The following is a 20,642-nucleotide window of genomic DNA, read 5'->3' as shown; positions in this document are numbered from 1 at the left end:
AAAAAAACGGGCACGACATCCGACGTCGTGCCCGCTGAAGAAACCGCTCTAAATCCTGTTACATATCAAACCGCCCGCGCCGCCATCGCCTCCGGCTTGCGCGACAACAGGCTCACCAGCACGAAGCTCACCAGCCCGACTGCCAGGCTGTAGTAGATCGGCGTGTTCGCATCCAGGCCATCCTTGAACATGAACACCAGTGCGGTCACAAAGCCCAGGGTCATGGAGGTGATTGCGCCGGAGGTGGTTGCCCGCTTCCAGAAGATCGCGCCGATCAGCGGGATCAGCATGCCGCCCACCAACAGGTTGTAGGCCAGGGTCAGGGCGCTGATCACGTCGTTCACCACCAGCGCGATACCCAGTACGGCGATACCGGTCAACATCGTGAACAGGCGGTTGATTGCCAGGCTCGACTGCTTGCCGCCGCGCAGGCGTGGCAGCAGGTCTTCGGTCAGGACAGTGGAGGCGGCCAACAGGCCAGCGCTGGCGGTGGACATCATCGCGGCCAGGGCCGCCGCAATCACCAGGCCACGGATGCCGTCCGGCAGCGACAGTTTGACGATAGCGGCGAAGGCGTTGTTGACGTTGTCCAGGTTGGGGATCAACACATGCGCTGCCATGCCGATCAATGCGCAGGCCAGGCCGTAGAGAATGCAGTAGAAGCCGGCGAAGGTGCCCGCATACTTGGCGACCTTTTCATCACGGGCAGTGAACACGCGCTGCCAGATGTCCTGGCCGATCAGGATGCCGAAGAAGTAGATCATGAAGTACGTGATGATCGTGTCCCAGCCGATTTCGGTGAAGCTGAAATTCGACGCCGGCAGCTTGGCCACCAGCTCATCCCAACCGCCGACGCGGTACAGGCAGATCGGCAGCAGGATAAACATCAGGCCGACGGTCTTGATCACGAACTGCACGATGTCGGTGAGGGTCAGCGACCACATGCCGCCGATGGTCGAATACACCACCACCACGCCACCGCCCAGCAGCACCGAGATCCAGAACGGCAGGCCGAACAGCACTTGCAACACGGTGCCGATAGCCAGGATCGAGGTCACGCCGATCATCAAGGCGTAGGCCAGCATGATCACCGCGCTCGCTTGGCGGGCCATGGGGTTGTAACGTTTTTCCAGCACTTGGGTCACGGTGAAGATTTTCAGCTTCAGCAGCGGCTTGGCCAGGAACAGGTTCAGCGCGATGATCCCCATGCCCAGCGCGGCGCACAGCCAGAAGCCGGAGATGCCGTGAACATAACCCAGGCGCACGGTGCCGACGGTGGACGCACCGCCCAATACTGTGGCGGCCATGGTGCCCATGTACAGCGAAGGGCCCAGGTTGCGACCGGCTACCAGGTAGTCTTCGTGGGTCTTGGCGCGGCGCATGCCGTAATAGCCGAGCACGAGCATGCCGGCGGCGTAGATGAGTACGACGAATAAATCCAAAGCCATGACGGCGGGTCTCCGATTATCTTTTTTATGAGCGATCAGGCGGCGTGTTGCAGCGCCGGTTTAACGCGCGCATCCGTGCGCTTGCTGCGAGGGTCCGCCGGGCCGTAGACAGCGGCCGGTTCCGGAAACACGCGAAGCAAGGTCAGGTACACCACCGACGCCAGTCCCAGCGTCACCGGCAAGCTGATATCGATGCCGTCGGCGAGGTTGCCCAGCGGCCCGACAAACTGCCCCGGCAGGTTGACGAAGCACAGGCCCACCAGCGCACTCGGGATCCAGGCCCCCAGCCCGCGCCAGTTCCAGCCATGGCTGAACCAGTAGCGACCACCGGTTTCGCCACGGGTGAACACCTGCAGGTCATCCGGGCAGTAGTAACCACGGCGCACGATCAGGCCGATGATCATCATCACCATCCACGGTGTGGTGCAGGTGATGATCAGTACGGCGAAGGTCGACACGCTCTGCACCAGGTTGGCGGCGAAACGTCCGATGAAGATGAAGGCAATCGACATCACCCCGATCAGCAACGTGGCCTTGACCCGCGACAGCAGGCGCGGGAACACGCTGGACATGTCCAAGCCCGTGCCATACAGCGAGGTGGTGCCGGTGGACATGCCGCCGATCACCGCGATCAGGCACACCGGCAGGAAGAACCAGCTCGGTGCCACGGCGAGCAAACCGCCGACGTAGTTGTTGGCCGCGATGTAGTCCGGCGCCTTGATCGCCACGATGGTCGCGGTGGCCAGGCCGAACAGAAACGGGATCAAAGTGGCGATCTGCGCCAGCACCACCGCCAGCATGATGCGCATTTTCGGCGTTTCACGTGGGATGTAGCGCGACCAGTCACCGAGGAACGCCCCGAAGGAAATCGGGTTGCTCATGGCCACCAGCGCGGCACCGATAAACGCCGCCCAGAAGCCGGTCTGGCCCAGTGCGACGGTGCCGGCGAAGTGGCTGTCGAACGCCGGTGCGAAGGCAAAGATGCCCAGCAGGAACAACAGGCTCGCGGCCCACACCGCAATGCGGTTGACCCATAGCATGAAGCGAAAGCCGTAGATACACACCGTGAGCACGAGCAGGGCGAACAGGCCATAGGCCAGGCCCAGGGTCAGGTCGGTTTCCGGCAGGCCTACCAGACGTTTCGCACCGCCTACCAGCGCGTCACCTGAACTCCACACCGACAGTGAGAAGAAGGCAATCGCCGTCAGCAATGACAGGAAAGAGCCGACAATCCGCCCGTGCACGCCAAAGTGCGCACCGGAAGACACGGCGTTGTTGGTGCCGTTGATCGGCCCGAACAGGCCCATGGGTGCCAGGATCAGCGCACCCACCAGCACGCCCAGCACAATCGCCCAGACACCGGCCTGGAACGACAAGCCGAACAGCACCGGGAAGGAACCCAGCACGGCGGTGGCAAAGGTGTTGGCACCGCCGAAGATCAGTCGGAACAGATCCTTGGGGCCGGCAGTGCGTTCGTGGTCCGGGATCTGTTCGACCCCGTTGGTTTCTATTTTGCGAATACTGTTTTCGTTGTTTTTATTATTCATGATCAGCTCCGATCACATTGGCTAAGGGGGCGGCAGCCCTTCCGGCATTGCGGACAAATGTTCGTGACAGGCCAGCCACAGGCCTTGTTCTTGTTGTTCGCTCGTCCCTTGTCGCTTGAAGACAATGGTCTCGCGTTCCTGGCTAAAAAATTGCTCCCCGTTCATGCGCAGCTCGGTGGCCACGTCATGAATAAAAATCGCCACGTCGCCCTGCAGGCTGACAACGGCATTGCTCGAGGTGCAGGACAGCACCTCGAACCCCTCGTCCTGGCGCCAGCTGTCCCACAACGCCTGGTAGGCGTCGCGGCTGAGCAGCGGCTGGGGGAGGGTGTAGAACACAAAGCTGGCATCGGCCGTGAACGCGCCGAAGTAGGCGGCGCGGTCATTGCGGGCGAAGGCCGACACCAGGTCGGCCGCGGCTTTCAGTACGTCGTGGGCGCTCATCAGCGGTGGGCCACGCCGGGCAGTACGCAGAGCATCTCGTACAGCAGGTTGGCGCCGAGCAGCGAGGTGTTGCCGGTGGTGTCGTACGGCGGCGAAACTTCTACCAGATCACAACCAATCAGGTCGAGGCCCTGGCAGCCACGAATGATCTCGATGGCCTGGATGGTGGTCAGCCCACCGATTTCCGGGGTGCCGGTGCCGGGTGCCCACGCGGGGTCGATACCGTCGATATCAAAGCTCAGGTACACCGGGCCGCCGCCGACTTTTTCACGCACTTCGGCCATCAGCGGCGCGAGCGAGTGGTGCCAGCATTCTTCGGCCTGGACCACTCGGAAGCCCTGTTTGCGGCTCCAGTTGAAGTCTTCGGCGGTGTAGCCCTGGGCACGCAGGCCGATCTGCACGACGCGGTCGCAGTCCAGCAAGCCTTCTTCCACCGCGCGGCGGAAGGTGGTGCCGTGGGCGATTTTCTCGCCGAACATGTGGTCGTTGACGTCGGCGTGGGCATCGATGTGCACCAGCCCGACCTTGCCGTGTTTCTTGTGGATCGCCCGCAGGATCGGCAGGGTGATGGTGTGGTCGCCACCCAGGGTCAGGGGGATCACATCGTGCTCGAGGATCTCGTCGTAGGCTTCTTCGATGATGCGCACGGCGTCGAGCAGGTTGAAGGTGTTGATCGCCACGTCACCGATGTCGGCCACCGACAGCGAATCGAACGGAGCAGCACCGGTGGCCATGTTGTACGGGCGAATCATCACGGATTCAGCACGGATTTCACGGGGCCCGAAGCGGGTGCCGGCGCGCAGGGAGGTGCCGATGTCCAGGGGCACGCCGACAAAGGCGGCGTCCAGGCCCTTGGCCGTTTGCAGGTGGGGCAGGCGCATCATGGTGGCGATGCCGGCGAAGCGCGGCATTTCGTTGCCGCCCAGTGGTTGGTGGAAAATCTTGTCCACGGGAGTGCCTCATCGTTGTTTTGTTTATTAGGGGCCGATAATGCGAAATACGCCGATACGAAAGAATCGGCAGGGGCAAATACTTAGTTCAGATTTTTCTAAACTAATGCCTGAGGTAAACTCCGTTCAAAGGTGGGAGCTAGCTTGCCTGCGATAGCGGTGGGACAGCTTGCACCTGTATTGCTGATACACCGCCATCGCGGGCAAGCCCGCTCCCACAGGATTATGTGTGTGCCTTCGGAGACCCCATGGCCAACGCCTTGCCCGACCTGAAACTCCTGCGCATCTTCGTCAGCGTCGTGCGGCACCAGGGGTTCGCCAACGCCCAGCACGAACTCAACCTGTCCACGTCGGCCATCAGTACCTACATGAGCCAACTGGAGTCGGCGTTGGGCCTGGTGCTGTGCCATCGTGGCCGGGGCGGGTTCAGCCTCACCAGCAAGGGCGAGTTGTTTCATCAGGAAACCCTGCGGTTGCTGGGTGAGCTTGAGGGTTTCGAGCAGTACGCCGCGGCACTCAAAGGCGAACTGCGCGGCACGCTCAAGCTGGGCGTGCTCGACTCCACCGTCAGCGACAAGGCTTTGCCCTTTGCTGAAGTGATCGGTGCCTACAGCCTGGAGCACCCGGCCGTTCACCTGCACCTGTCGGTAATGAGCCCTTATGAGCTGCAACTGGGCGTGCAGGACAATCGCCTGGACCTGGCCATCGGCGCCTTTTCCAACCGCATGAGCGGCCTGATCTATATGCCGCTGTACCGTGAGCAGCACTGGTTGTATTGCAGTACGCGCCATCCTTTGTTCAACGAACGGCGCATCCCCGAACAGGTCATTACCCAGCAACGCATGGTCGGGCGCGGTTACTGGAGCCAGGCAGAACTCGCGCGCCACGGCTTCAAGCACAGCGCCGCCACGGTGGAAAGTATGGAAGCGCAGCTGATCCTGGTGCTGTCCGGCGCCTATATCGGCTACCTGCCGGAGCACTACGCCCAGGCATGGGCCGACAAGGGCGACCTGCGCGTGTTGCTGCCGGCGACCTTTGGCTACCAGGCGCCGTTCTCGATGATCATGCGCCGTGGCCGCAGCCGCGAGCCGCTGATCCAGACCTTCCGCGACTTGCTCAAAGCTCAGCTCAACCAGGCCTGATAAACCATGTCCAGACCCCAATGCTCCCGCTGCCTGCGGCCCGTTACCCACTGCCTGTGCCCGCTGATCCCCAGCCTCGACAGCCGCACCCGCGTGTTGCTGTTGCAGCACCCGAGCGAGGTCAACCATGCGCTCAACACTGCGCGGTTGGCGGCGTTGGGGTTGAACAATGCGCAGTTGGTGGTGGGCGAGGTGTTTGAGGACTTGCCCAGCTTGCTCAACCCACCGGGCTATCAGGCCCGACTGTTGTTTCCGGCCGATGATGCCCAGCCATTGCAGGCCTACGCATCTTCCGATCAGCCGCTGCTGCTGGTGGTCCCCGACGGCACCTGGCGCAAGGCGCGCAAAATGTTGCACCTCAACCCGCTGCTGGCCGCATTGCCTCGGGTCACCCTGGCCGAGGGCGGTGTTTCCCGCTATCGGCTGCGCAAGGCGCCGGCACCGGGGGCCTTGTCCACCATTGAAGCGATTGCGCAGGCATTACAGGTATTGGAAGTACCACGATCGTTTGAAGCGTTGCTCAAACCGTTCGAGGCGTTGATCGAGGGCCAGATTGTGGCGATGGGGGATGAGGTGTTTCAAAGAAACCATGCCGATGGCCCTGCCGGCCCATGACCGGCTTATTCCTTTAAGCCATAAGTACCGCACTTTGCGTGATATGGCCCGCCGGCCTTTCCCGGTATGATGTGCGCCCCGCAGTCTGGATTGCGAATACGCCATGACCTTGCAGTACCCTACAATCGCCGATTGCGTCGGCAACACGCCCCTGGTCCGCTTGCAACGCATGGCGGGTGAAACCAGCAACACCCTGTTGCTCAAGCTCGAAGGGAACAACCCGGCCGGTTCCGTGAAGGACCGCCCGGCGCTGTCGATGATCACCCGCGCCGAATTGCGCGGGCAGATCAAGCCCGGCGACACCTTGATCGAAGCCACCTCGGGCAATACCGGGATCGCCCTGGCCATGGCTGCGGCGATCAAGGGTTACAAGATGATTTTGATCATGCCCGACAACGGCAGCGCCGAACGCAAGGCGGCGATGACCGCCTATGGCGCCCAGTTGATCCTGGTCACCCAGGAAGAAGGCATGGAAGGCGCGCGTGATCTGGCCGAGCGCCTGGCCGCCGAAGGCCGTGGCCTGGTGCTGGACCAGTTCGCCAACGGTGATAACCCCGAGGCGCACTACACCACCACTGGCCCGGAAATCTGGCGCCAGACCGGGGGCACCATCACCCATTTCGTCAGCTCCATGGGCACCACCGGCACCATCATGGGCAACTCGCGCTACCTCAAGGAGCAGAACCCGGCGATCCAGATCGTTGGTCTGCAACCGATGGAAGGCGCGGCCATCCCCGGTATCCGCCGCTGGCCCGAGGAGTATCTGCCGAAGATCTACAACGCGACCCGCGTGGACCGCATCATCGACATGGCCCAGCGTGAAGCCGAAGACACCACCCGCCGCCTGGCGCGTGAAGAAGGCATCTTCTGCGGCGTGTCCTCGGGCGGCGCCGTGGCCGGCATGTTGCGCTTGTCCAAAGAAGTGGAAAACGCGGTGATCGTCGCGATCATCTGTGACCGAGGCGACCGCTACCTGTCGACCGGCATCTTCGACGAACCCAACTGATGGCCAAGCACGAGAGAGGCCTGCGCTTCCAACCGACGGGCGGCAGCCGGGCCCCGCAGATCCCTGTAGGCAAGAAGCAAAAACTGACCATCGAGCGCCTGGCCAATGATGGCCGGGGCATCGTGTTCTTCGAAGGCCGTACCTGGTTTGTGAACGGTGCGCTCGCCGGCGAAGAAGTCGAGGCGCGGGTGTTGGGCGCTCACGGCAAAATCGTCGAGGCGCGTACCGAGCGGGTGTTCAAAGCCAGTGAATTGCGCCGGCCGGCGCCGTGTGCCCACGTCGGCCGTTGTGGCGGCTGCAGCGTGCAGCATTTGCCCCATGCCGAACAACTTGCCCTGAAACAGCGCATGCTCGCCGAACAATTGTCCCGTGTGGCGGGTGTCGAGCCGCAAGAATGGGCGGCCCCACTCAGTGGGCCGGAATTTGGCTACCGTCGCCGTGCCCGTGTGGCGGTGCGTTGGGACGCCAAGGCCAAACATCTGGAGGTGGGTTTCCGCGCCGTGGCTAGCCAGGACATTGTGGCCATCGACGATTGCCCGGTGCTGGTACAGGCCTTGCAACCGATCATGCAGCGCTTGCCAAACATGTTGCGGCGCCTGAGCAAACCACAGGCCCTGGGGCACGTGGAGTTGTTCAGTGGCACGTCCATCGCCGTGTTGCTGCGGCATATGGCGCCGTTGTCCGACGCGGACCTGGCGGTGTTGAAAGAATTCTGTGCCTTCCATGAAGCCCAGCTGTGGCTGCATGGCGAGGGGCAACCAGAGCCGGTCGAAGCCGACGCGGAGCTGGGCTTCCGGTTGGAGCAGTGGAATCTGGAGTTGGCTTACCGCCCGGGCGACTTCGTGCAAGTCAACGCTGGCGTCAACGAGGCGATGGTCGCCCAGGCCCTGGAATGGCTGGCGCCACAGCCGGATGAGCGCGTGCTGGACCTGTTCTGTGGCCTGGGCAACTTTGCCCTGCCACTGGCCCAACAGGTGCGTGAAGTGGTGGCGGTAGAGGGTGTACAGACCATGGTCGACCGGGCGGCGCTCAATGCCGTCAGCAACAATTTGCATAATGCGCAGTTTTTTCAGGCCGATTTGTCCCAGCCTTTGACCGACGCAGAATGGGCCAAACAGGGCTTTTCTGCGGTACTCTTGGACCCACCTCGCGATGGTGCCCTGGAGGTCGTGCGCAAGCTGGCGACCCTCAAGGCCAAGCGCCTGGTGTATGTGTCCTGCAACCCGGCCACGCTGGCGCGGGACACGGTTGAGTTGGTCAAGCAAGGCTACCGGCTAAAGCGTGCCGGGATCCTCGACATGTTTCCGCAGACAGCGCATGTCGAGGCCATGGCGTTATTTGAAGCGGGCTAGGATGCCCGTTTAATCCGACTGGCCTGCATTCTCCAAGGCCGTGACCTGCCAGGGAGCGTGCGTAAGCTTTAATAGTTAAAGCAGGTCAGCGATGATTTTTGGCGCATCGAAGGTGCGTCGTAGGGAAGGTAAGCAAGATGGTACAGGTGAGAGCACACCAGCCGATCAACACCGACGGCAGTATCAATCTCGAGGCATGGCTGGATCATGCCGTCAGTGTCGACCCGGCACTGGACCGTGAAGCCTTGAAGGCCGCTTGCGAGTTCGCTCGTGAGTCGGAGCAGCAAAACAATGCGGCCAAGAACCTGTGGGCCGAAGGCACTTCAAGCTTTCGCACCGGGTTGGAAATCGCCGAGATCCTCGCTGATCTCAAGTTGGACCAGGATTCGCTGATCGCCGCCGTGCTCTATCGCGGCGTGCGCGAAGGGCATATCGCGTTGCCGCTGGTCAGCCAGCGTTTCGGCGCCGTGGTGGCCAAGCTGATCGACGGCGTGCTGCGCATGGCCGCCATCAGCGCCAGCCTCAGCCCGCGCCAATCCATGGTGCTGGGCACCCAGGGCCAGGTCGAGAACCTGCGCAAGATGCTCGTGGCCATGGTCGATGACGTGCGCGTTGCACTGATCAAGCTGGCCGAGCGCACCTGCGCGATCCGTGCGGTGAAGACCGCCGACGACGAAAAACGCAATCGCGTTGCCCGCGAAGTCTTCGATATCTACGCGCCGCTGGCGCACCGCCTGGGTATCGGCCACATCAAGTGGGAGCTGGAGGACCTGTCCTTCCGCTACCTTGAGCCCGACCAATACAAACAGATCGCTACGCTGCTGCACGAGCGGCGCCTGGACCGTGAGCGCTTTATCACCGACGTGATGAACCAGCTGCGCTCCGAGTTGCAGGCCACCGGCGTTGAAGCCGACATCAGCGGCCGTGCCAAACACATCTATTCCATCTGGCGCAAAATGCAGCGCAAAGGCCTGGCCTTCAGCCAGATCTACGACGTGCGTGCAGTGCGCGTGCTGGTGCCGGAAATGCGCGACTGCTACACCGCGCTGGGCATCGTCCACACCCTGTGGCGGCATATTCCCAAGGAATTCGACGACTACATCGCCAACCCCAAGGAGAACGGCTACCGCTCGTTGCATACCGCCGTGATCGGCCCCGAGGGCAAGGTACTGGAAGTGCAGATCCGCACCCACGCCATGCACGAAGAGGCGGAGCTGGGTGTGTGCGCGCATTGGCGCTACAAGGGCACCGACGTCAAGGCCGGGTCCAACCAGTACGAAGAGAAAATCTCCTGGCTGCGCCAAGTGCTGGAATGGCACGAAGAGCTGGGCGACATCGGCGGCCTGGCCGAACAGTTGCGGGTGGATATCGAGCCGGACCGGGTCTACATCTTCACCCCTGACGGCCATGCCATCGATTTGCCGAAGGGCGCCACGCCGCTGGACTTTGCCTACCGCGTGCACACCGAGATCGGCCACAACTGCCGGGGCGCCAAGATCAACGGGCGCATCGTGCCGCTCAACTACAGCCTGCAAACCGGTGAACAGGTCGAGATCATCACCAGCAAGCACGGCACGCCGAGCCGCGACTGGCTGAACCCGAACCTGGGCTACATCACCACGTCGCGGGCACGGGCGAAGATCGTCCACTGGTTCAAGTTGCAGGCCCGCGACCAGAACGTCGCAGCCGGCAAAACCTTGCTCGAGCGCGAATTGGCGCGCCTGGGCCTGCCGCAGGTGGACTTCGACAAGCTGGCCGAAAAGGCCAACATGAAGATCGCCGAAGACATGTTCGCGGCGCTGGGTGCCGGCGACCTGCGCCTGGCGCAACTGGTCAACCTGGCCCAGCAACTGGTCGAGCCGGAGCGCGGCAGCGAACAGTTGGAACTGATCCCACGCAAGGCCACGGGCTACAAGCCGGGCAAGCGCGGCGACATCCAGATCCAGGGCGTGGGCAACCTGATGACGCAAATGGCCGGTTGCTGCCAGCCGTTGCCGGGCGACGCCATCGTCGGCTACATCACCCAGGGCCGGGGCGTGAGCATTCACCGCCAGGACTGCGCCTCGGTGCTGCAGCTGGGCGGGCGTGAGCCGGAGCGGATCATCCAGGTCAGTTGGGGGCCGGTGCCGGTGCTCACCTACCCGGTGGATATCGTCATTCGCGCCTACGACCGTTCCGGTTTGCTGCGTGACGTCTCGCAAGTGCTGCTCAATGAGCGGATCAACGTGCTGGCGGTCAACACCCGCTCGAACAAAGAGGACAACACCGCGTTGATGTCCCTGACCATCGAGATTCCGGGGCTGGACGCATTGGGGCGGTTGCTGGGGCGCATTTCCCAGTTGCCGAACATCATCGAGACGCGGCGTAACCGCACCCCTTGATGCGGTACAACCCGTGGGAACCGGGCTTGTGTGGGAGCTGGCTTGCCTGCGATAGCATCGCCTCGGTCTGCTTGATGGACCGAGTTGTCAGCATCGCAGGCAAGCCAGCTCCCACAGTTGATTTTCAGTGTTCTGGAAATATGCGCAGAGATTGAATGATGTATTCGCTTGAAGACCTGCTACATCTGATGAACCGCCTGCGCGACCCGCAATACGGGTGCCCGTGGGACATCAAGCAAACCTACGCCACCATCGTGCCCCATACCCTGGAAGAAGCCTACGAGGTTGCCGATGCCATTGAGCGCGGTGATTTCGATCACCTGCAAGGTGAGTTGGGCGACCTGTTGTTCCAGGTGGTGTATTACAGCCAGCTGGCGCGGGAAGAGGGGCGTTTTGAGTTCGCCGGGGTGATCGACAGCATTACCCGCAAGCTCATTCGCCGCCATCCTCACGTGTTCCCTACGGGCGACTTGTATGCGCCATTGGACATCCCGAAACTGAGCGAGGAACAGGTCAAGGAGCGCTGGGAGCAGATCAAGGCCGAGGAGCGTGCGGAAAAATCCGACGCGCCGGAGCAATTGTCCCTGCTTGATGATGTGCCCACCGCCTTGCCGTCTTTATCCCGTGCCGCCAAATTGCAGAAGCGCGCCAGCCAGGTCGGTTTCGACTGGCCATCCGCGCTGCCGGTGGTGGACAACGTGCGCGAAGAGCTGGATGAAGTGCTCGAAGCCATGGCTGATAACGATTCTGCGGCCATCGCTGATGAGGTCGGCGACCTGCTGTTTGCCGCCGTCAACCTGGCCCGCCACCTCAAGGTCGACCCGGAAACCGCGCTGCGTGGCGCCAATGCCAAGTTCGAACGACGTTTCCGATTTATCGAACAGGCATTGCGCGATACGCACAAACCCATAGAAGATTGCACCCTCGAAGAGTTGGACGCCCTGTGGGGTGAAGCCAAACGTCAGGAAAAGAATGTGTCCAGCTGCGGTTGAGCAGTTGCCTAAGTGAGTAAGCACCATGAGCCTTTCCCTTCGCGACCAGTTGCTCAAAGCAGGTCTGGTCAACCAAAAGCAGGCCAAGCAGGTCGGCAAAGAGAAACAGAAGCAGCAACGTCTGGTCCACAAAGGCCAGATCGAAGCCGATGACACCCAGGCGCGCCTGGCCCAGGAAGCGCAGGCCGAGAAGGTCAAGCGCGACCAGGAGCTGAACCGCCAGCAGCAGGAAAAGGCCGAGGCCAAGGCTCGTACCGCGCAGGTCAAGCAACTGATCGAGACCTCGCGCCTGCCCAAGCTGACCACCGAGGATTACTACAACTTCGTGGACGACAAGAAGGTCAAGCGCCTGTCGGTCAACACGTTGATGCGCAACAAGCTGAGCAACGGCTCCCTGGCGATCGTGCATCACGGTGGCGGCTATGAAGTGATCCCGCGTGAAGCGGCGCTGAAGATCCAGGAGCGTGCACCGGAGCGTATCGTGCAGCTCAATATCCTCACCGAAAGCCAGGTGCCGGATGAGGATGATCCATACGCCGCCTACCAGATCCCGGACGATCTGATGTGGTAACGCCGTAAAACCAACAAACCCCGCCAATGGCGGGGTTTGTTGTAGTGAGCGGGCTTGCCCCGCGCCGGCTGCATAGCGGCCCCCCTAAATACAAAACCCGCTCAAAAGGCGGGTTTTGTATTTTCAGGTACCCAGGCTGCGTGGGCCAGGTACCCAACCATACGAATACTCAGGAGCTTTGCGCCTGGCGTTTCAGTTCGAGACTTTCGAGCTCGTTTTTATAATTGTGGGCTTCGTTCTCGTTGTGAAACATGCCGACCAGCTGATCTTGCTGATGTACATCCCAGATATGAATCCCGTGGGCTACTGCTTCGTGGGACATATGTTCGTCGTCGCGTTCAGTTACTTTTACAGTCATCTGCTTGCTCCAATCTCTGGTTGATCTGCGGCAAGTCGTCGCAGGCCTCTTTTATATGTTTTGTTAGCTTGCTAAGTAAACCGATTTTCCGCGCAACAATTCTTTGCATAAAACGCAACTATCCTGCAGGCCACGTAAACCGTGACATTGCGTCGCAGGTCATTGAGTTTTATGACAGAAGTTTCATGTTCGGGTCAGGCTTATGGGGCTGTATTGGCCATGCTGACGCCATCGCCGGCAAGCCGGCTCCTACAGTTTGAACGCATTCCTCCTGTAGGAGCCAGCTTGCCGGCGATAGCGGTAGAAGCTTCAACGCAAAACCGACAGGCAAAAAAAAGCCCCGCATTCCGCGAGGCCTCTTCTCTAACTCACCCGCCCATCAGCTGCCTTTGACAGCCTTGCCGTCAACGGTGCCGTCGAGCAGCATGATGTTGTATTCCTTGCCGTCGGTTTCAACCTGGCGCAGGGCAACCAGGATGCCGCCCCAGTCCTTGGCAAACCACATCTGGGTGATGCGCTTGCTCTGCGACGGGTCGCGTACACGCTCGACCTTGATCGCATCGATGGAGCCGGCCTTGGTCTGGACCTTTTCCGGGCCGATCACGCGGAAGTCGTAGGTGTCGACATCAGTGCCTTCGACCACGCGGTAGCTCATGCTCTTCTTGCCGGCAGCCACGTCACGTTGCAGGGCGAGCTGGTAGGTCGACTTGTCGAGCATGCCACTTTCGAGGGTGACGTTGACCGGGTCCTTGTTTTCGAAACCGGTGACCTTGTTGGTCGAGTGGTCGAAGTCCAGGTTGATCTTCTTCGCCTTGCCCAGGCCGCCGCGTTCGAAGGTGTAGCTCTTCGGTTGCAAGGCGTCCTTGTCGAATTGGATCACGCTGGTTTCGGTGAGGCTGGCAATCATCATGGAAGCCTTGAAGTTCAAGGTCCAGGAGCCATTGTCATTCTTGGTCAGGCTGCGTTCGGCCGAACCACTCATGGGCAACTGTTTCCAGTCGGCGGTGTAGCTGGCGGAGAAAGGGTGAAGGTCTGCTGCTTGCACGGCAGGCAAGGCGAACAGCGCAAAAGCGAAGAGCAAGGCGCGACGCATAAAATCTCCTAGGTTCGAATCAAGTGGCCGCTGGCCGCGAGTAACTGACCGTCCAATAATGCACCCTGTTCACCAAGAATCAACCGCCCCTCGGCAAACCAGCGAACAGCCAGCGGGTAAATCCTGTGTTCCTGGGTGTGAACCCGTTGCGCAAGCGTCTGCGCCGAGTCTGCAGACTCTACCGGAACCACTGCCTGTACGACCAGAGGCCCGCCATCGAGTTCCTCGGTGACAAAGTGCACGCTGCAGCCATGCTCGCTGTCGCCGGCATCGAGCGCACGCTGGTGCGTGTGCATGCCTTTGTACTTGGGGAGCAGGGAAGGGTGGATGTTGAGCAGGCGCCCTTCATAGTGGCGCACGAAGTCAGCGCTGAGGATGCGCATGAAGCCGGCGAGCACTACGAGTTTGGGGTTGAAGGCGTCGATCAGTTCGACCAAGGCGCTGTCGAAGGCCTCGCGGCCTTCGAAAGCCTTGTGATCCAGCGAGCGGGTTTCGATACCCGCGTCCCTGGCGCGTTGCAGGCCGTAGGCGTCGCTGCGGTTGGAGATCACCGCAGCAATGCGCACCGGGCTGTCGCCGGTGCGCGTGCTGTCGATCAGGGCCTGCAAGTTACTGCCGGTGCCGGAAAGCAGCACCACGACATCACAGGTCTGAGACATTAATGAGCCTTGAGGTTCTTCAGTTCAACCTGGGCTGCGCCTTCCGGGGCAGTGGCGATCTGACCGATGACCCAAGGCTGCTCGCCCGCTTCACGCAGCACGTTCAGCGCGGTTTCTACGTGTTCTTGTGCTACGCAGATCACCATGCCCACGCCGCAGTTCAGCACGCGGTGCATCTCGGTTTCGTTGACGTTGCCTTTCTCTTGCAGCCAGTCGAAGACTGCAGGACGCTGCCAGCTGGCCACGTCGACGATGGCCTGGGCGCCTTTTGGCAGGACGCGCGGGATGTTGTCCAGCAGGCCGCCACCGGTGATGTGGGCCATGGCTTTGACAGCACCGGTGTCCTTGATCAGCTTGAGCAGTGGCTTGACGTAGATGCGCGTCGGGGCCATCAGCAGGTCGGTCAGCGGCTTGCCGTCGAGCTGGGTGTTCTCGATGTCGGCGCCGGACACTTCGATGATCTTGCGGATCAGCGAGTAACCGTTGGAGTGCGGGCCGGAGGACGGCAGGGCCAGCAGGGCGTCGCCCGCGGCGACTTTGGAACCGTCGATGATTTCGGCTTTTTCTACAACGCCAACGCAGAAGCCGGCCAGGTCGTAGTCTTCGCCTTCGTACATGCCCGGCATTTCAGCGGTTTCGCCGCCTACCAGGGAGCAACCCGACAGTTCGCAGCCAGCGCCGATACCGGTGACCACTTGTGCCGCGGTGTCCACGTTCAGCTTGCCGGTGGCGTAGTAGTCGAGGAAGAACAGCGGCTCGGCGCCGCATACCACCAGGTCGTTGACGCACATGGCAACCAGGTCGATGCCGATGCTGTCGTGTTTGTTCAGGTTCAGTGCCAGGCGCAGCTTGGTGCCCACGCCGTCGGTGCCGGAGACCAGTACAGGCTGCTTGTAGCCGGCCGGGATTTCGCAGAGGGCGCCAAAACCGCCCAGGCCGCCCATGACTTCGGGGCGCGCAGTGCGCTTGGCGACGCTCTTGATGCGTTCGACCAATGCTTCACCGGCGTCGATGTCTACACCGGCGTCCTTGTAGCTCAGGGAGGGTTGCTTGCTCATGATCCAGGCCTTTAGGGGGGATTTCTGGGTAACGACCGAGCGGGCAGGCGCTTTTTGTAAAAGGCCCAGCCGTTGACGGTCTGCGAAGGCGCGCGATTTTATCAGGCTTGAGGGGCAGCGGCCATCCTCGGGCCGACGGGCAGGGCCATATCCGTGAAAAAAGCCGGTTAAAAATGCTGACCGGGTCTGCCAAGGCGCGTATTAAGGTATAGCCTTGAACCCGCTATCGTTATGACAGTACGAAAACTTACCAAGACCCTGTGAATGTTTTACCAGTCGCTGTGGTCACAGCCTTGGCAAACCGAGTTCACACGGTCTGTTCCAGCCGCTAATTTTGTCGTTCGGGAATCTTTCATGCGTCTGTGCAAATTCTTCTTTGTAGGCTGCTTGTCGTTGGTCAGCCTGGCGAGTCATGCCGAAACCCTCAATGGTCTTTACCAAGTACTTGAACCGGTTAGCAGCCAGTCGCCCCAAGAGCGCGACCAGGCCACTCAGCGCGCCGTGCAAACCCTGTTGATCCGCCTGACCGGCGACGCCAAGGCTGGCGATGGCCCGGGCCTGGTGGCCGTCCGGAAAGATCCGCAACAAATCATCAGCCAGTACGGCTACGACGCCGGCCCTCCGGAAAGCCTGCAAGTGGATTTCGATCCGGTGAGCACCGACCGCGCCTTGCGTGAGGCGGGTTTGTCGATCTGGGGCAGCAATCGGCCGTCGATCCTCGGTTGGTGGCTGAACGACTCCACCGAAGGCAGCAGCCTGGTCGGTGACGGCCAGGCGGTCGCCCAGGCATTGCGCCGAGCCGCACAACATCGTGGCTTGCCGCTGCGCCTGCCGTTGGGTGACCTGGACGAGCAAGTGGTCGCCACTGGGCCGAACCTGGAAAACGCTGACGCCACACCCTTGCGCGCCGCGTCCGAGCGTTACGGCGCCGATGCGTTGCTGGCGGTGCATGCGCGCCAGGAAGGCAGCCAATGGCAAGCCAAGTGGCGCTTGTGGCTGGGTGACAAGAGCGAGCAGGGCACCGCCCAAGGCGCTGATACCGGCGCCGTCGCTGATGCAGTGATGCTGGCGGTCAGTCAGAAGCTCGCGCCACGCTTCGCGGTCAAGCCGGGCGTGAGTACTGAACAACTGCTGGAAGTGCAGGGCATGACCCTTGAGCGTTATGCCGCACTGGGCCATCTGCTTGAGCCGTTTGGTGGGCAGCCCCAATTGGTCGATGGCAATCGCATCGTGTACCGCGTCAATGGCAGTGCCGATCAGTTGCGTACCCAGTTGAGCCTGGCCAAGTTGCAGGAAGTGCCTGCGGGTGAGGCACCTGCACAGCAGCCGGCAGTGGAGGGCACTCAACCGGCCCCTGCTCCCGAGCCTCAGGCGCAACTGCGTTTTCGTTGGTAAATGTTCTTCCTTATATAGAAGCAGCTAGAGATGGAGTGGTTTATGGCGGATACGCGTCGTTGGGTGTGGCTTGGCGGGATTGTCCTGCTGTGCGGTTTTGTGTTTTTGCTGCATTCGATCCTGACGCCGTTCCTGGTTGCGTTGCTGCTGGCTTATCTGTTCGATCCGGTGGTGGATCGCCTGGAGAAAGTCGGCCTGTCGCGCACCTGGGGCGTGGTGGCGGTGTTCGCCTTGTTCACCTTGATCATCACGGCATTGGTGCTGGTCCTGGTGCCGATGCTGGCCAAGCAGCTGTTTCGCCTCTATGAACTGGCGCCGCAGATGCTCGACTGGCTGCAGCACACGGCGATGCCGTGGGCCCAGGCCAAGCTGGGGCTGTCGGATGGGTTCTGGAAGTTCGACAAGGTCAAGGCGGCCATCAGCGAACACATGGGGCAGACCACCGATATCGTGGGTGTGGTGCTCAGCCAGGCCACGGCGTCCAGCCTGGCGTTGATCGGCTGGCTGACCAACCTGGTGCTGATCCCGGTGGTGGCGTTCTACCTGCTGCGCGACTGGGACATCATGATGGCCAAGATCCGCAGCCTGCTGCCGCGTAATCGTGAGGAGCGCATCGTCTCTCTCGCCGAAGAATGTCATGAAGTGCTGGGGGCGTTTGTACGTGGCCAGTTACTGGTGATGCTGGCGCTGGGGGTCATCTACGCAGCGGGCCTGATGGCGATCGGCCTGGAGCTGGGCCTGTTGATCGGCCTGATCGCCGGCCTGGCCGCTATCGTGCCTTATATGGGGTTTGTGATCGGTATCGGTGCGGCGTTGGTGGCGGGGTTGTTCCAGTTTGGTGGCGATCTGTATCCGATGCTGGGCATTGTTGCGGTGTTCATGGTGGGGCAGGCGTTGGAGGGGATGGTGCTGACGCCGTTGCTGGTGGGCGATCGGATCGGCCTGCACCCGGTGGCCGTGATCTTCGCGATCCTGGCGGGTGGTGAGCTGTTCGGCTTTACCGGCATCCTGCTGGCGCTACCGGTGGCGGCGGTGATCATGGTGCTGGTGCGCCATGTGCATGATCTGTACAAGGATTCGGATGTATACACGGGGGTGGAAGACCCCGACCTGTAACCCCTTCGTCACAAACCCGGCCCAGGCCGGGTTTGTTGTTTATGGGGGAACTGCGTCAAACAATTTGCGCAAATCGCCCAAGTTAACGCAAACCTTTGATTTTGCTTGTGGTCTGCTGCATTGTGCGCCCGGCGTCACGGGTATAAACTTTGCAAACTTTACACAGAGGCCACTAACGGTTCGTTTGGAGCCGTTCAGTCAGCATGAAACCGATTCAGCTGCCCTTGGGTGTGCGTCTGCGTGACGACGCCACCTTTATCAACTACTACCCAGGCGCCAATGCCGCTGCACTCGGCTATGTCGAGCGGCTTTGCGAAGCCGACGCCGGGTGGACTGAAAGCCTGATCTACCTGTGGGGCAAGCACGGCGTGGGGCGTACCCACCTGTTGCAGGCCGCGTGCCTGCGCTTCGAGCAGATGGGCGAGCCGGCGGTATACCTGCCCCTGGCGGAGTTGATGGATCGCGGGATCGGTATCTTCGACCATCTCGAACAATACGAGCTGGTGTGCCTGGACGATTTGCAAGCGATCGCCGGCAAGGCCGAATGGGAAGAGGCGCTGTTTCACCTGTTCAACCGCCTGCGTGACAGTGGGCGGCGCCTGTTGATCGCGGCATCCACCTCGCCACGCGAGTTGCCGATCAAGCTGGCCGACCTCAAGTCGCGCATGACCCTGGCGTTGATCTTCCAGATGCGCCCATTGTCCGACGAAGACAAATTGCGTGCCTTGCAATTGCGCGCTTCCCGTCGCGGCCTGCACCTCACTGACGAAGTGGGGCACTTCATCCTCACGCGCGGCACCCGAAGCATGAGTGCGTTGTTCGACTTGCTCGAACAGCTCGACCAGGCCTCTTTGCAGGCCCAGCGCAAGCTCACCATTCCCTTCCTCAAGGAAACCCTCGGCTGGTAGCCAACCCTTGTGTTCCGGGGTTTCTGGCAAATTACAGGCGCCAGAAAACCTGCGTTTGGGCCGGTTTGGCCACGCAAAAGGCACGTATAGGGTGTTAAGGGCTTAGATGTCATAGTCCAAACAAGAAGTCACATAGATCACGATTGAATTTGCAAATCGATCTGATAGCGGGCATAGTCTCGACTTCTTTACATATCAGCCACGGTCGTGCCCATGCTAAATCGCTTCGCACCCCTCGTGCCCCTCGCACTCGTTACCCTGTTGTTTGGTTGCGCCTCCCACCCTCAACAAGTGGCAGAGCAGCAGAAAACCCAACAGCAGTCCCAGGCAAAATTCGTTGCATCGCAGTCTTCCACTGTTTATGAGGAAGAAGTTGCAACCGAGAAGGAACTGGCCGACTTCGCCGGCAACAAGCCTTATCAGCTTCCAGTTCTGGCCGACAGCATTCTTGAACGCGGCATGTCCCTGATCGGTACCCGTTACCGTTTCGGCGGTACCTCTGAAGCCGGTTTCGACTGCAGCGGCTTCATCGGCTACCTGTTTCGCGAAGAGGCGGGCATGAACTTGCCACGCTCCACCCGCGAAATGATCAACGTGGATGCACCTTTGGTCGCGCGCAACAACCTCAAGCCGGGTGATCTGCTTTTCTTCAGTACGGCGGGTCGTGGTCGCGTAAGCCATGCCGGTATCTACCTGGGCGACAACCAGTTTATCCACTCCAGCAGCCGTCGCAGTGGCGGTGTTCGAGTCGACAACCTGGGTGACAGCTACTGGAGCAGAACCTTCATCGAAGCCAAGCGCGCACTCGCCATGGCCCCGACGACGGTTACCGCTAGCAAGTAAACTTAAAGTGATACTTGAAGTTTGACGTGTAAGCGCTAGAATCCCTGGATATTGTTGTAATCCGTTCGCGCGAGCTTTGCTTGCGCGTTCTGGTTTTCAGCGTTCGGCAGCGAAAAGCCGCATCCAGACCAGGATTGTTCTGCCCATGTCGACCTCAGCCCGCCTCATTCTTCTCGTTTGCGTCGCGCTCCTCAGCGCCTGCGCAAGCCGCCCACCGCCCCCTGCGTTCGTGGCGGCCAAGCCCAAGCCAGTGTTCAACTATTCCAGCCAGAGCTTCTCGCCTGCTGCCGAAGACGTGCTCTTCCGTGCGCTGGGCCTGGTTGGCACGCCTTACCGCTGGGGCGGCAACACACCGGACTCCGGTTTCGATTGCAGTGGCTTGATCGGCTTTGTCTACCGTGATGCGGCAGGTATCTCGTTGCCGCGCACCACCCGCGAGCTGATCGTGATGCGTGCCCAGGACGTCAGCGAAGAAAACCTGCAGACCGGCGACTTGCTGTTCTTCGCCACCGGTGGCGGTTCACAGGTCAGCCATGCCGGGATCTATGTAGGGGAAGGGCGTTTCGTGCACGCGCCGCAAACCGGCGGTACGGTAAAACTGGACACCTTGTCCAAGGCGTATTGGCAGAATGCCTACCTGAGTGCCAAGCGCGTGTTGCCAGCAAACCTGGCTCGCAACCCCTGACAAACATCCTGTAGGAGCCGGGGGGGGGGGGGGGGGGGGGGGGGGGGGGGGGGGGGGGGGGGGGGGGGGGGGGGGGGGG

Annotated in this window: 20 protein-coding genes; 12 read left to right on the top strand and 8 right to left on the bottom strand. The window is 61.2% G+C overall.

From position 1 onward, the window contains the following. Window positions 1-65: 65 nt before the first annotated feature. Genes AC07SU_RS15960 through speB form a run of 4 tightly spaced genes read right to left on the bottom strand, consistent with a single transcriptional unit; the run spans window position 66 to window position 4,389 of the window. Window positions 66-1,448 (bottom strand): sodium:solute symporter family protein, encoded by a 1,383-nt coding sequence (locus tag AC07SU_RS15960; protein WP_176996250.1) that lies wholly within the window; start codon window positions 1,446-1,448, stop codon window positions 66-68. A 35-nt stretch (window positions 1,449-1,483) separates the two neighbouring features. Next, a complete protein-coding gene (locus AC07SU_RS15955) occupies window positions 1,484-2,995 on the bottom strand; it encodes a purine-cytosine permease family protein (protein WP_176996249.1) in 1,512 nt (503 codons plus the stop codon). 21 nt (window positions 2,996-3,016) lie between these two features. After that, window positions 3,017-3,439 (bottom strand): YybH family protein, encoded by a 423-nt coding sequence (locus AC07SU_RS15950; protein ID WP_176996248.1) that lies wholly within the window; start codon window positions 3,437-3,439, stop codon window positions 3,017-3,019. Then, window positions 3,439-4,389: an agmatinase gene (gene speB / locus AC07SU_RS15945; protein WP_065909690.1), complete on the bottom strand. Its 951-nt coding sequence runs from the start codon at window positions 4,387-4,389 to the stop codon at window positions 3,439-3,441. The genes AC07SU_RS15950 and speB overlap by 1 nt, the downstream gene beginning before the upstream one ends. A gap of 248 nt (window positions 4,390-4,637) precedes the next feature. Between speB and AC07SU_RS15940 the strand changes: the two genes are divergently transcribed. From AC07SU_RS15940 to AC07SU_RS15910, 7 genes are all read left to right on the top strand, one after another. Beyond that, entirely contained in the window at window positions 4,638-5,531 is an 894-nt protein-coding gene (locus tag AC07SU_RS15940) for a LysR family transcriptional regulator (protein WP_017134867.1), read from the top strand. Between the two features lie 6 nt (window positions 5,532-5,537). After that, a complete protein-coding gene (locus AC07SU_RS15935) occupies window positions 5,538-6,146 on the top strand; it encodes a tRNA-uridine aminocarboxypropyltransferase (RefSeq protein ID WP_494997569.1) in 609 nt (202 codons plus the stop codon). A gap of 103 nt (window positions 6,147-6,249) precedes the next feature. Then, entirely contained in the window at window positions 6,250-7,152 is a 903-nt protein-coding gene (cysM, locus tag AC07SU_RS15930) for a cysteine synthase CysM (RefSeq protein WP_178919840.1), read from the top strand. Then, a complete protein-coding gene (gene rlmD / locus AC07SU_RS15925) occupies window positions 7,152-8,504 on the top strand; it encodes a 23S rRNA (uracil(1939)-C(5))-methyltransferase RlmD (RefSeq protein ID WP_494997568.1) in 1,353 nt (450 codons plus the stop codon). The genes cysM and rlmD overlap by 1 nt, the downstream gene beginning before the upstream one ends. Before the next feature lie 137 nt (window positions 8,505-8,641). Beyond that, window positions 8,642-10,885 carry a GTP diphosphokinase gene (gene relA / locus AC07SU_RS15920; protein ID WP_176996244.1) on the top strand — a complete coding sequence of 748 codons (2,244 nt, stop codon included), beginning with the start codon at window positions 8,642-8,644 and terminating at the stop codon, window positions 10,883-10,885. A gap of 158 nt (window positions 10,886-11,043) precedes the next feature. Next, window positions 11,044-11,877 carry a nucleoside triphosphate pyrophosphohydrolase gene (mazG, locus tag AC07SU_RS15915; RefSeq protein ID WP_494997612.1) on the top strand — a complete coding sequence of 278 codons (834 nt, stop codon included), beginning with the start codon at window positions 11,044-11,046 and terminating at the stop codon, window positions 11,875-11,877. A gap of 25 nt (window positions 11,878-11,902) precedes the next feature. Continuing rightward, on the top strand, window positions 11,903-12,448 hold the full coding sequence (locus AC07SU_RS15910; RefSeq protein WP_494997567.1) for a DUF2058 domain-containing protein: 546 nt from the start codon (window positions 11,903-11,905) through the stop codon (window positions 12,446-12,448). A 169-nt stretch (window positions 12,449-12,617) separates the two neighbouring features. On the opposite strand, the gene AC07SU_RS15905 is transcribed toward AC07SU_RS15910, so the two are convergent. The 4 genes from AC07SU_RS15905 to purM form a co-directional block, all read right to left on the bottom strand. Next, window positions 12,618-12,806 carry a hypothetical protein gene (locus tag AC07SU_RS15905; protein WP_178919837.1) on the bottom strand — a complete coding sequence of 63 codons (189 nt, stop codon included), beginning with the start codon at window positions 12,804-12,806 and terminating at the stop codon, window positions 12,618-12,620. A 379-nt stretch (window positions 12,807-13,185) separates the two neighbouring features. Next, the gene (locus AC07SU_RS15900) at window positions 13,186-13,899 is read right to left on the bottom strand and encodes a DUF3108 domain-containing protein (RefSeq protein WP_176996241.1); all 714 of its coding nucleotides are present in this window, start codon (window positions 13,897-13,899) and stop codon (window positions 13,186-13,188) included. 8 nt (window positions 13,900-13,907) lie between these two features. Continuing rightward, window positions 13,908-14,558, bottom strand: a complete 651-nt coding sequence (gene purN / locus AC07SU_RS15895; RefSeq protein WP_071482945.1) for a phosphoribosylglycinamide formyltransferase — start codon at window positions 14,556-14,558, stop codon at window positions 13,908-13,910. Continuing rightward, entirely contained in the window at window positions 14,558-15,616 is a 1,059-nt protein-coding gene (gene purM / locus AC07SU_RS15890) for a phosphoribosylformylglycinamidine cyclo-ligase (protein WP_034099596.1), read from the bottom strand. Before purM ends, purN begins: the two co-directional genes overlap by 1 nt. 354 nt (window positions 15,617-15,970) lie before the next feature. Between purM and AC07SU_RS15885 the strand changes: the two genes are divergently transcribed. The 5 genes from AC07SU_RS15885 to AC07SU_RS15865 all read left to right on the top strand — a co-directional run bounded on the left by AC07SU_RS15885 (window position 15,971) and on the right by AC07SU_RS15865 (window position 20,563). After that, window positions 15,971-17,011: a DUF2066 domain-containing protein gene (locus tag AC07SU_RS15885; RefSeq protein ID WP_494997566.1), complete on the top strand. Its 1,041-nt coding sequence runs from the start codon at window positions 15,971-15,973 to the stop codon at window positions 17,009-17,011. Between the two features lie 42 nt (window positions 17,012-17,053). Further along, window positions 17,054-18,127, top strand: coding sequence for an AI-2E family transporter (locus AC07SU_RS15880; RefSeq protein WP_494997565.1), 1,074 nt, complete (start codon window positions 17,054-17,056; stop codon window positions 18,125-18,127). A gap of 203 nt (window positions 18,128-18,330) precedes the next feature. Then, entirely contained in the window at window positions 18,331-19,035 is a 705-nt protein-coding gene (gene hda, locus AC07SU_RS15875) for a DnaA regulatory inactivator Hda (protein ID WP_010208669.1), read from the top strand. A 213-nt stretch (window positions 19,036-19,248) separates the two neighbouring features. Continuing rightward, complete coding sequence (locus AC07SU_RS15870; RefSeq protein WP_176996237.1) at window positions 19,249-19,878, top strand: C40 family peptidase; 630 nt, start codon at window positions 19,249-19,251, stop codon at window positions 19,876-19,878. Between the two features lie 145 nt (window positions 19,879-20,023). Continuing rightward, window positions 20,024-20,563: a C40 family peptidase gene (locus tag AC07SU_RS15865; RefSeq protein WP_494997564.1), complete on the top strand. Its 540-nt coding sequence runs from the start codon at window positions 20,024-20,026 to the stop codon at window positions 20,561-20,563. Window positions 20,564-20,642: the final 79 nt, after the last annotated feature.

It is taken from the genome of Pseudomonas sp. GW821-FHT05H12, from assembly GCF_059419385.1.
Note: the sequence above shows the minus strand (reverse complement) of the source record. Positions and strands in the feature narration are given on the sequence as shown.

What these genes read in the sequence shown, in the direction of transcription:
- AC07SU_RS15960 (WP_176996250.1), bottom strand. Translation starts at nt 1,448, where the DNA reads ATGGCTTTGGATTTATTCGTCGTACTCATCTACGCCGCCGGCATGCTC.
- AC07SU_RS15955 (WP_176996249.1), bottom strand. Translation starts at nt 2,995, where the DNA reads ATGAATAATAAAAACAACGAAAACAGTATTCGCAAAATAGAAACCAAC.
- AC07SU_RS15950 (WP_176996248.1), bottom strand. Translation starts at nt 3,439, where the DNA reads ATGAGCGCCCACGACGTACTGAAAGCCGCGGCCGACCTGGTGTCGGCC.
- AC07SU_RS15940 (WP_017134867.1), top strand. Translation starts at nt 4,638, where the DNA reads ATGGCCAACGCCTTGCCCGACCTGAAACTCCTGCGCATCTTCGTCAGC.
- AC07SU_RS15935 (WP_494997569.1), top strand. Translation starts at nt 5,538, where the DNA reads ATGTCCAGACCCCAATGCTCCCGCTGCCTGCGGCCCGTTACCCACTGC.
- cysM (WP_178919840.1), top strand. Translation starts at nt 6,250, where the DNA reads ATGACCTTGCAGTACCCTACAATCGCCGATTGCGTCGGCAACACGCCC.
- rlmD (WP_494997568.1), top strand. Translation starts at nt 7,152, where the DNA reads ATGGCCAAGCACGAGAGAGGCCTGCGCTTCCAACCGACGGGCGGCAGC.
- relA (WP_176996244.1), top strand. Translation starts at nt 8,642, where the DNA reads ATGGTACAGGTGAGAGCACACCAGCCGATCAACACCGACGGCAGTATC.
- mazG (WP_494997612.1), top strand. Translation starts at nt 11,044, where the DNA reads ATGTATTCGCTTGAAGACCTGCTACATCTGATGAACCGCCTGCGCGAC.
- AC07SU_RS15910 (WP_494997567.1), top strand. Translation starts at nt 11,903, where the DNA reads ATGAGCCTTTCCCTTCGCGACCAGTTGCTCAAAGCAGGTCTGGTCAAC.
- AC07SU_RS15905 (WP_178919837.1), bottom strand. Translation starts at nt 12,806, where the DNA reads ATGACTGTAAAAGTAACTGAACGCGACGACGAACATATGTCCCACGAA.
- AC07SU_RS15900 (WP_176996241.1), bottom strand. Translation starts at nt 13,899, where the DNA reads ATGCGTCGCGCCTTGCTCTTCGCTTTTGCGCTGTTCGCCTTGCCTGCC.
- purN (WP_071482945.1), bottom strand. Translation starts at nt 14,558, where the DNA reads ATGTCTCAGACCTGTGATGTCGTGGTGCTGCTTTCCGGCACCGGCAGT.
- purM (WP_034099596.1), bottom strand. Translation starts at nt 15,616, where the DNA reads ATGAGCAAGCAACCCTCCCTGAGCTACAAGGACGCCGGTGTAGACATC.
- AC07SU_RS15885 (WP_494997566.1), top strand. Translation starts at nt 15,971, where the DNA reads ATGCGTCTGTGCAAATTCTTCTTTGTAGGCTGCTTGTCGTTGGTCAGC.
- AC07SU_RS15880 (WP_494997565.1), top strand. Translation starts at nt 17,054, where the DNA reads ATGGCGGATACGCGTCGTTGGGTGTGGCTTGGCGGGATTGTCCTGCTG.
- hda (WP_010208669.1), top strand. Translation starts at nt 18,331, where the DNA reads ATGAAACCGATTCAGCTGCCCTTGGGTGTGCGTCTGCGTGACGACGCC.
- AC07SU_RS15870 (WP_176996237.1), top strand. Translation starts at nt 19,249, where the DNA reads ATGCTAAATCGCTTCGCACCCCTCGTGCCCCTCGCACTCGTTACCCTG.
- AC07SU_RS15865 (WP_494997564.1), top strand. Translation starts at nt 20,024, where the DNA reads ATGTCGACCTCAGCCCGCCTCATTCTTCTCGTTTGCGTCGCGCTCCTC.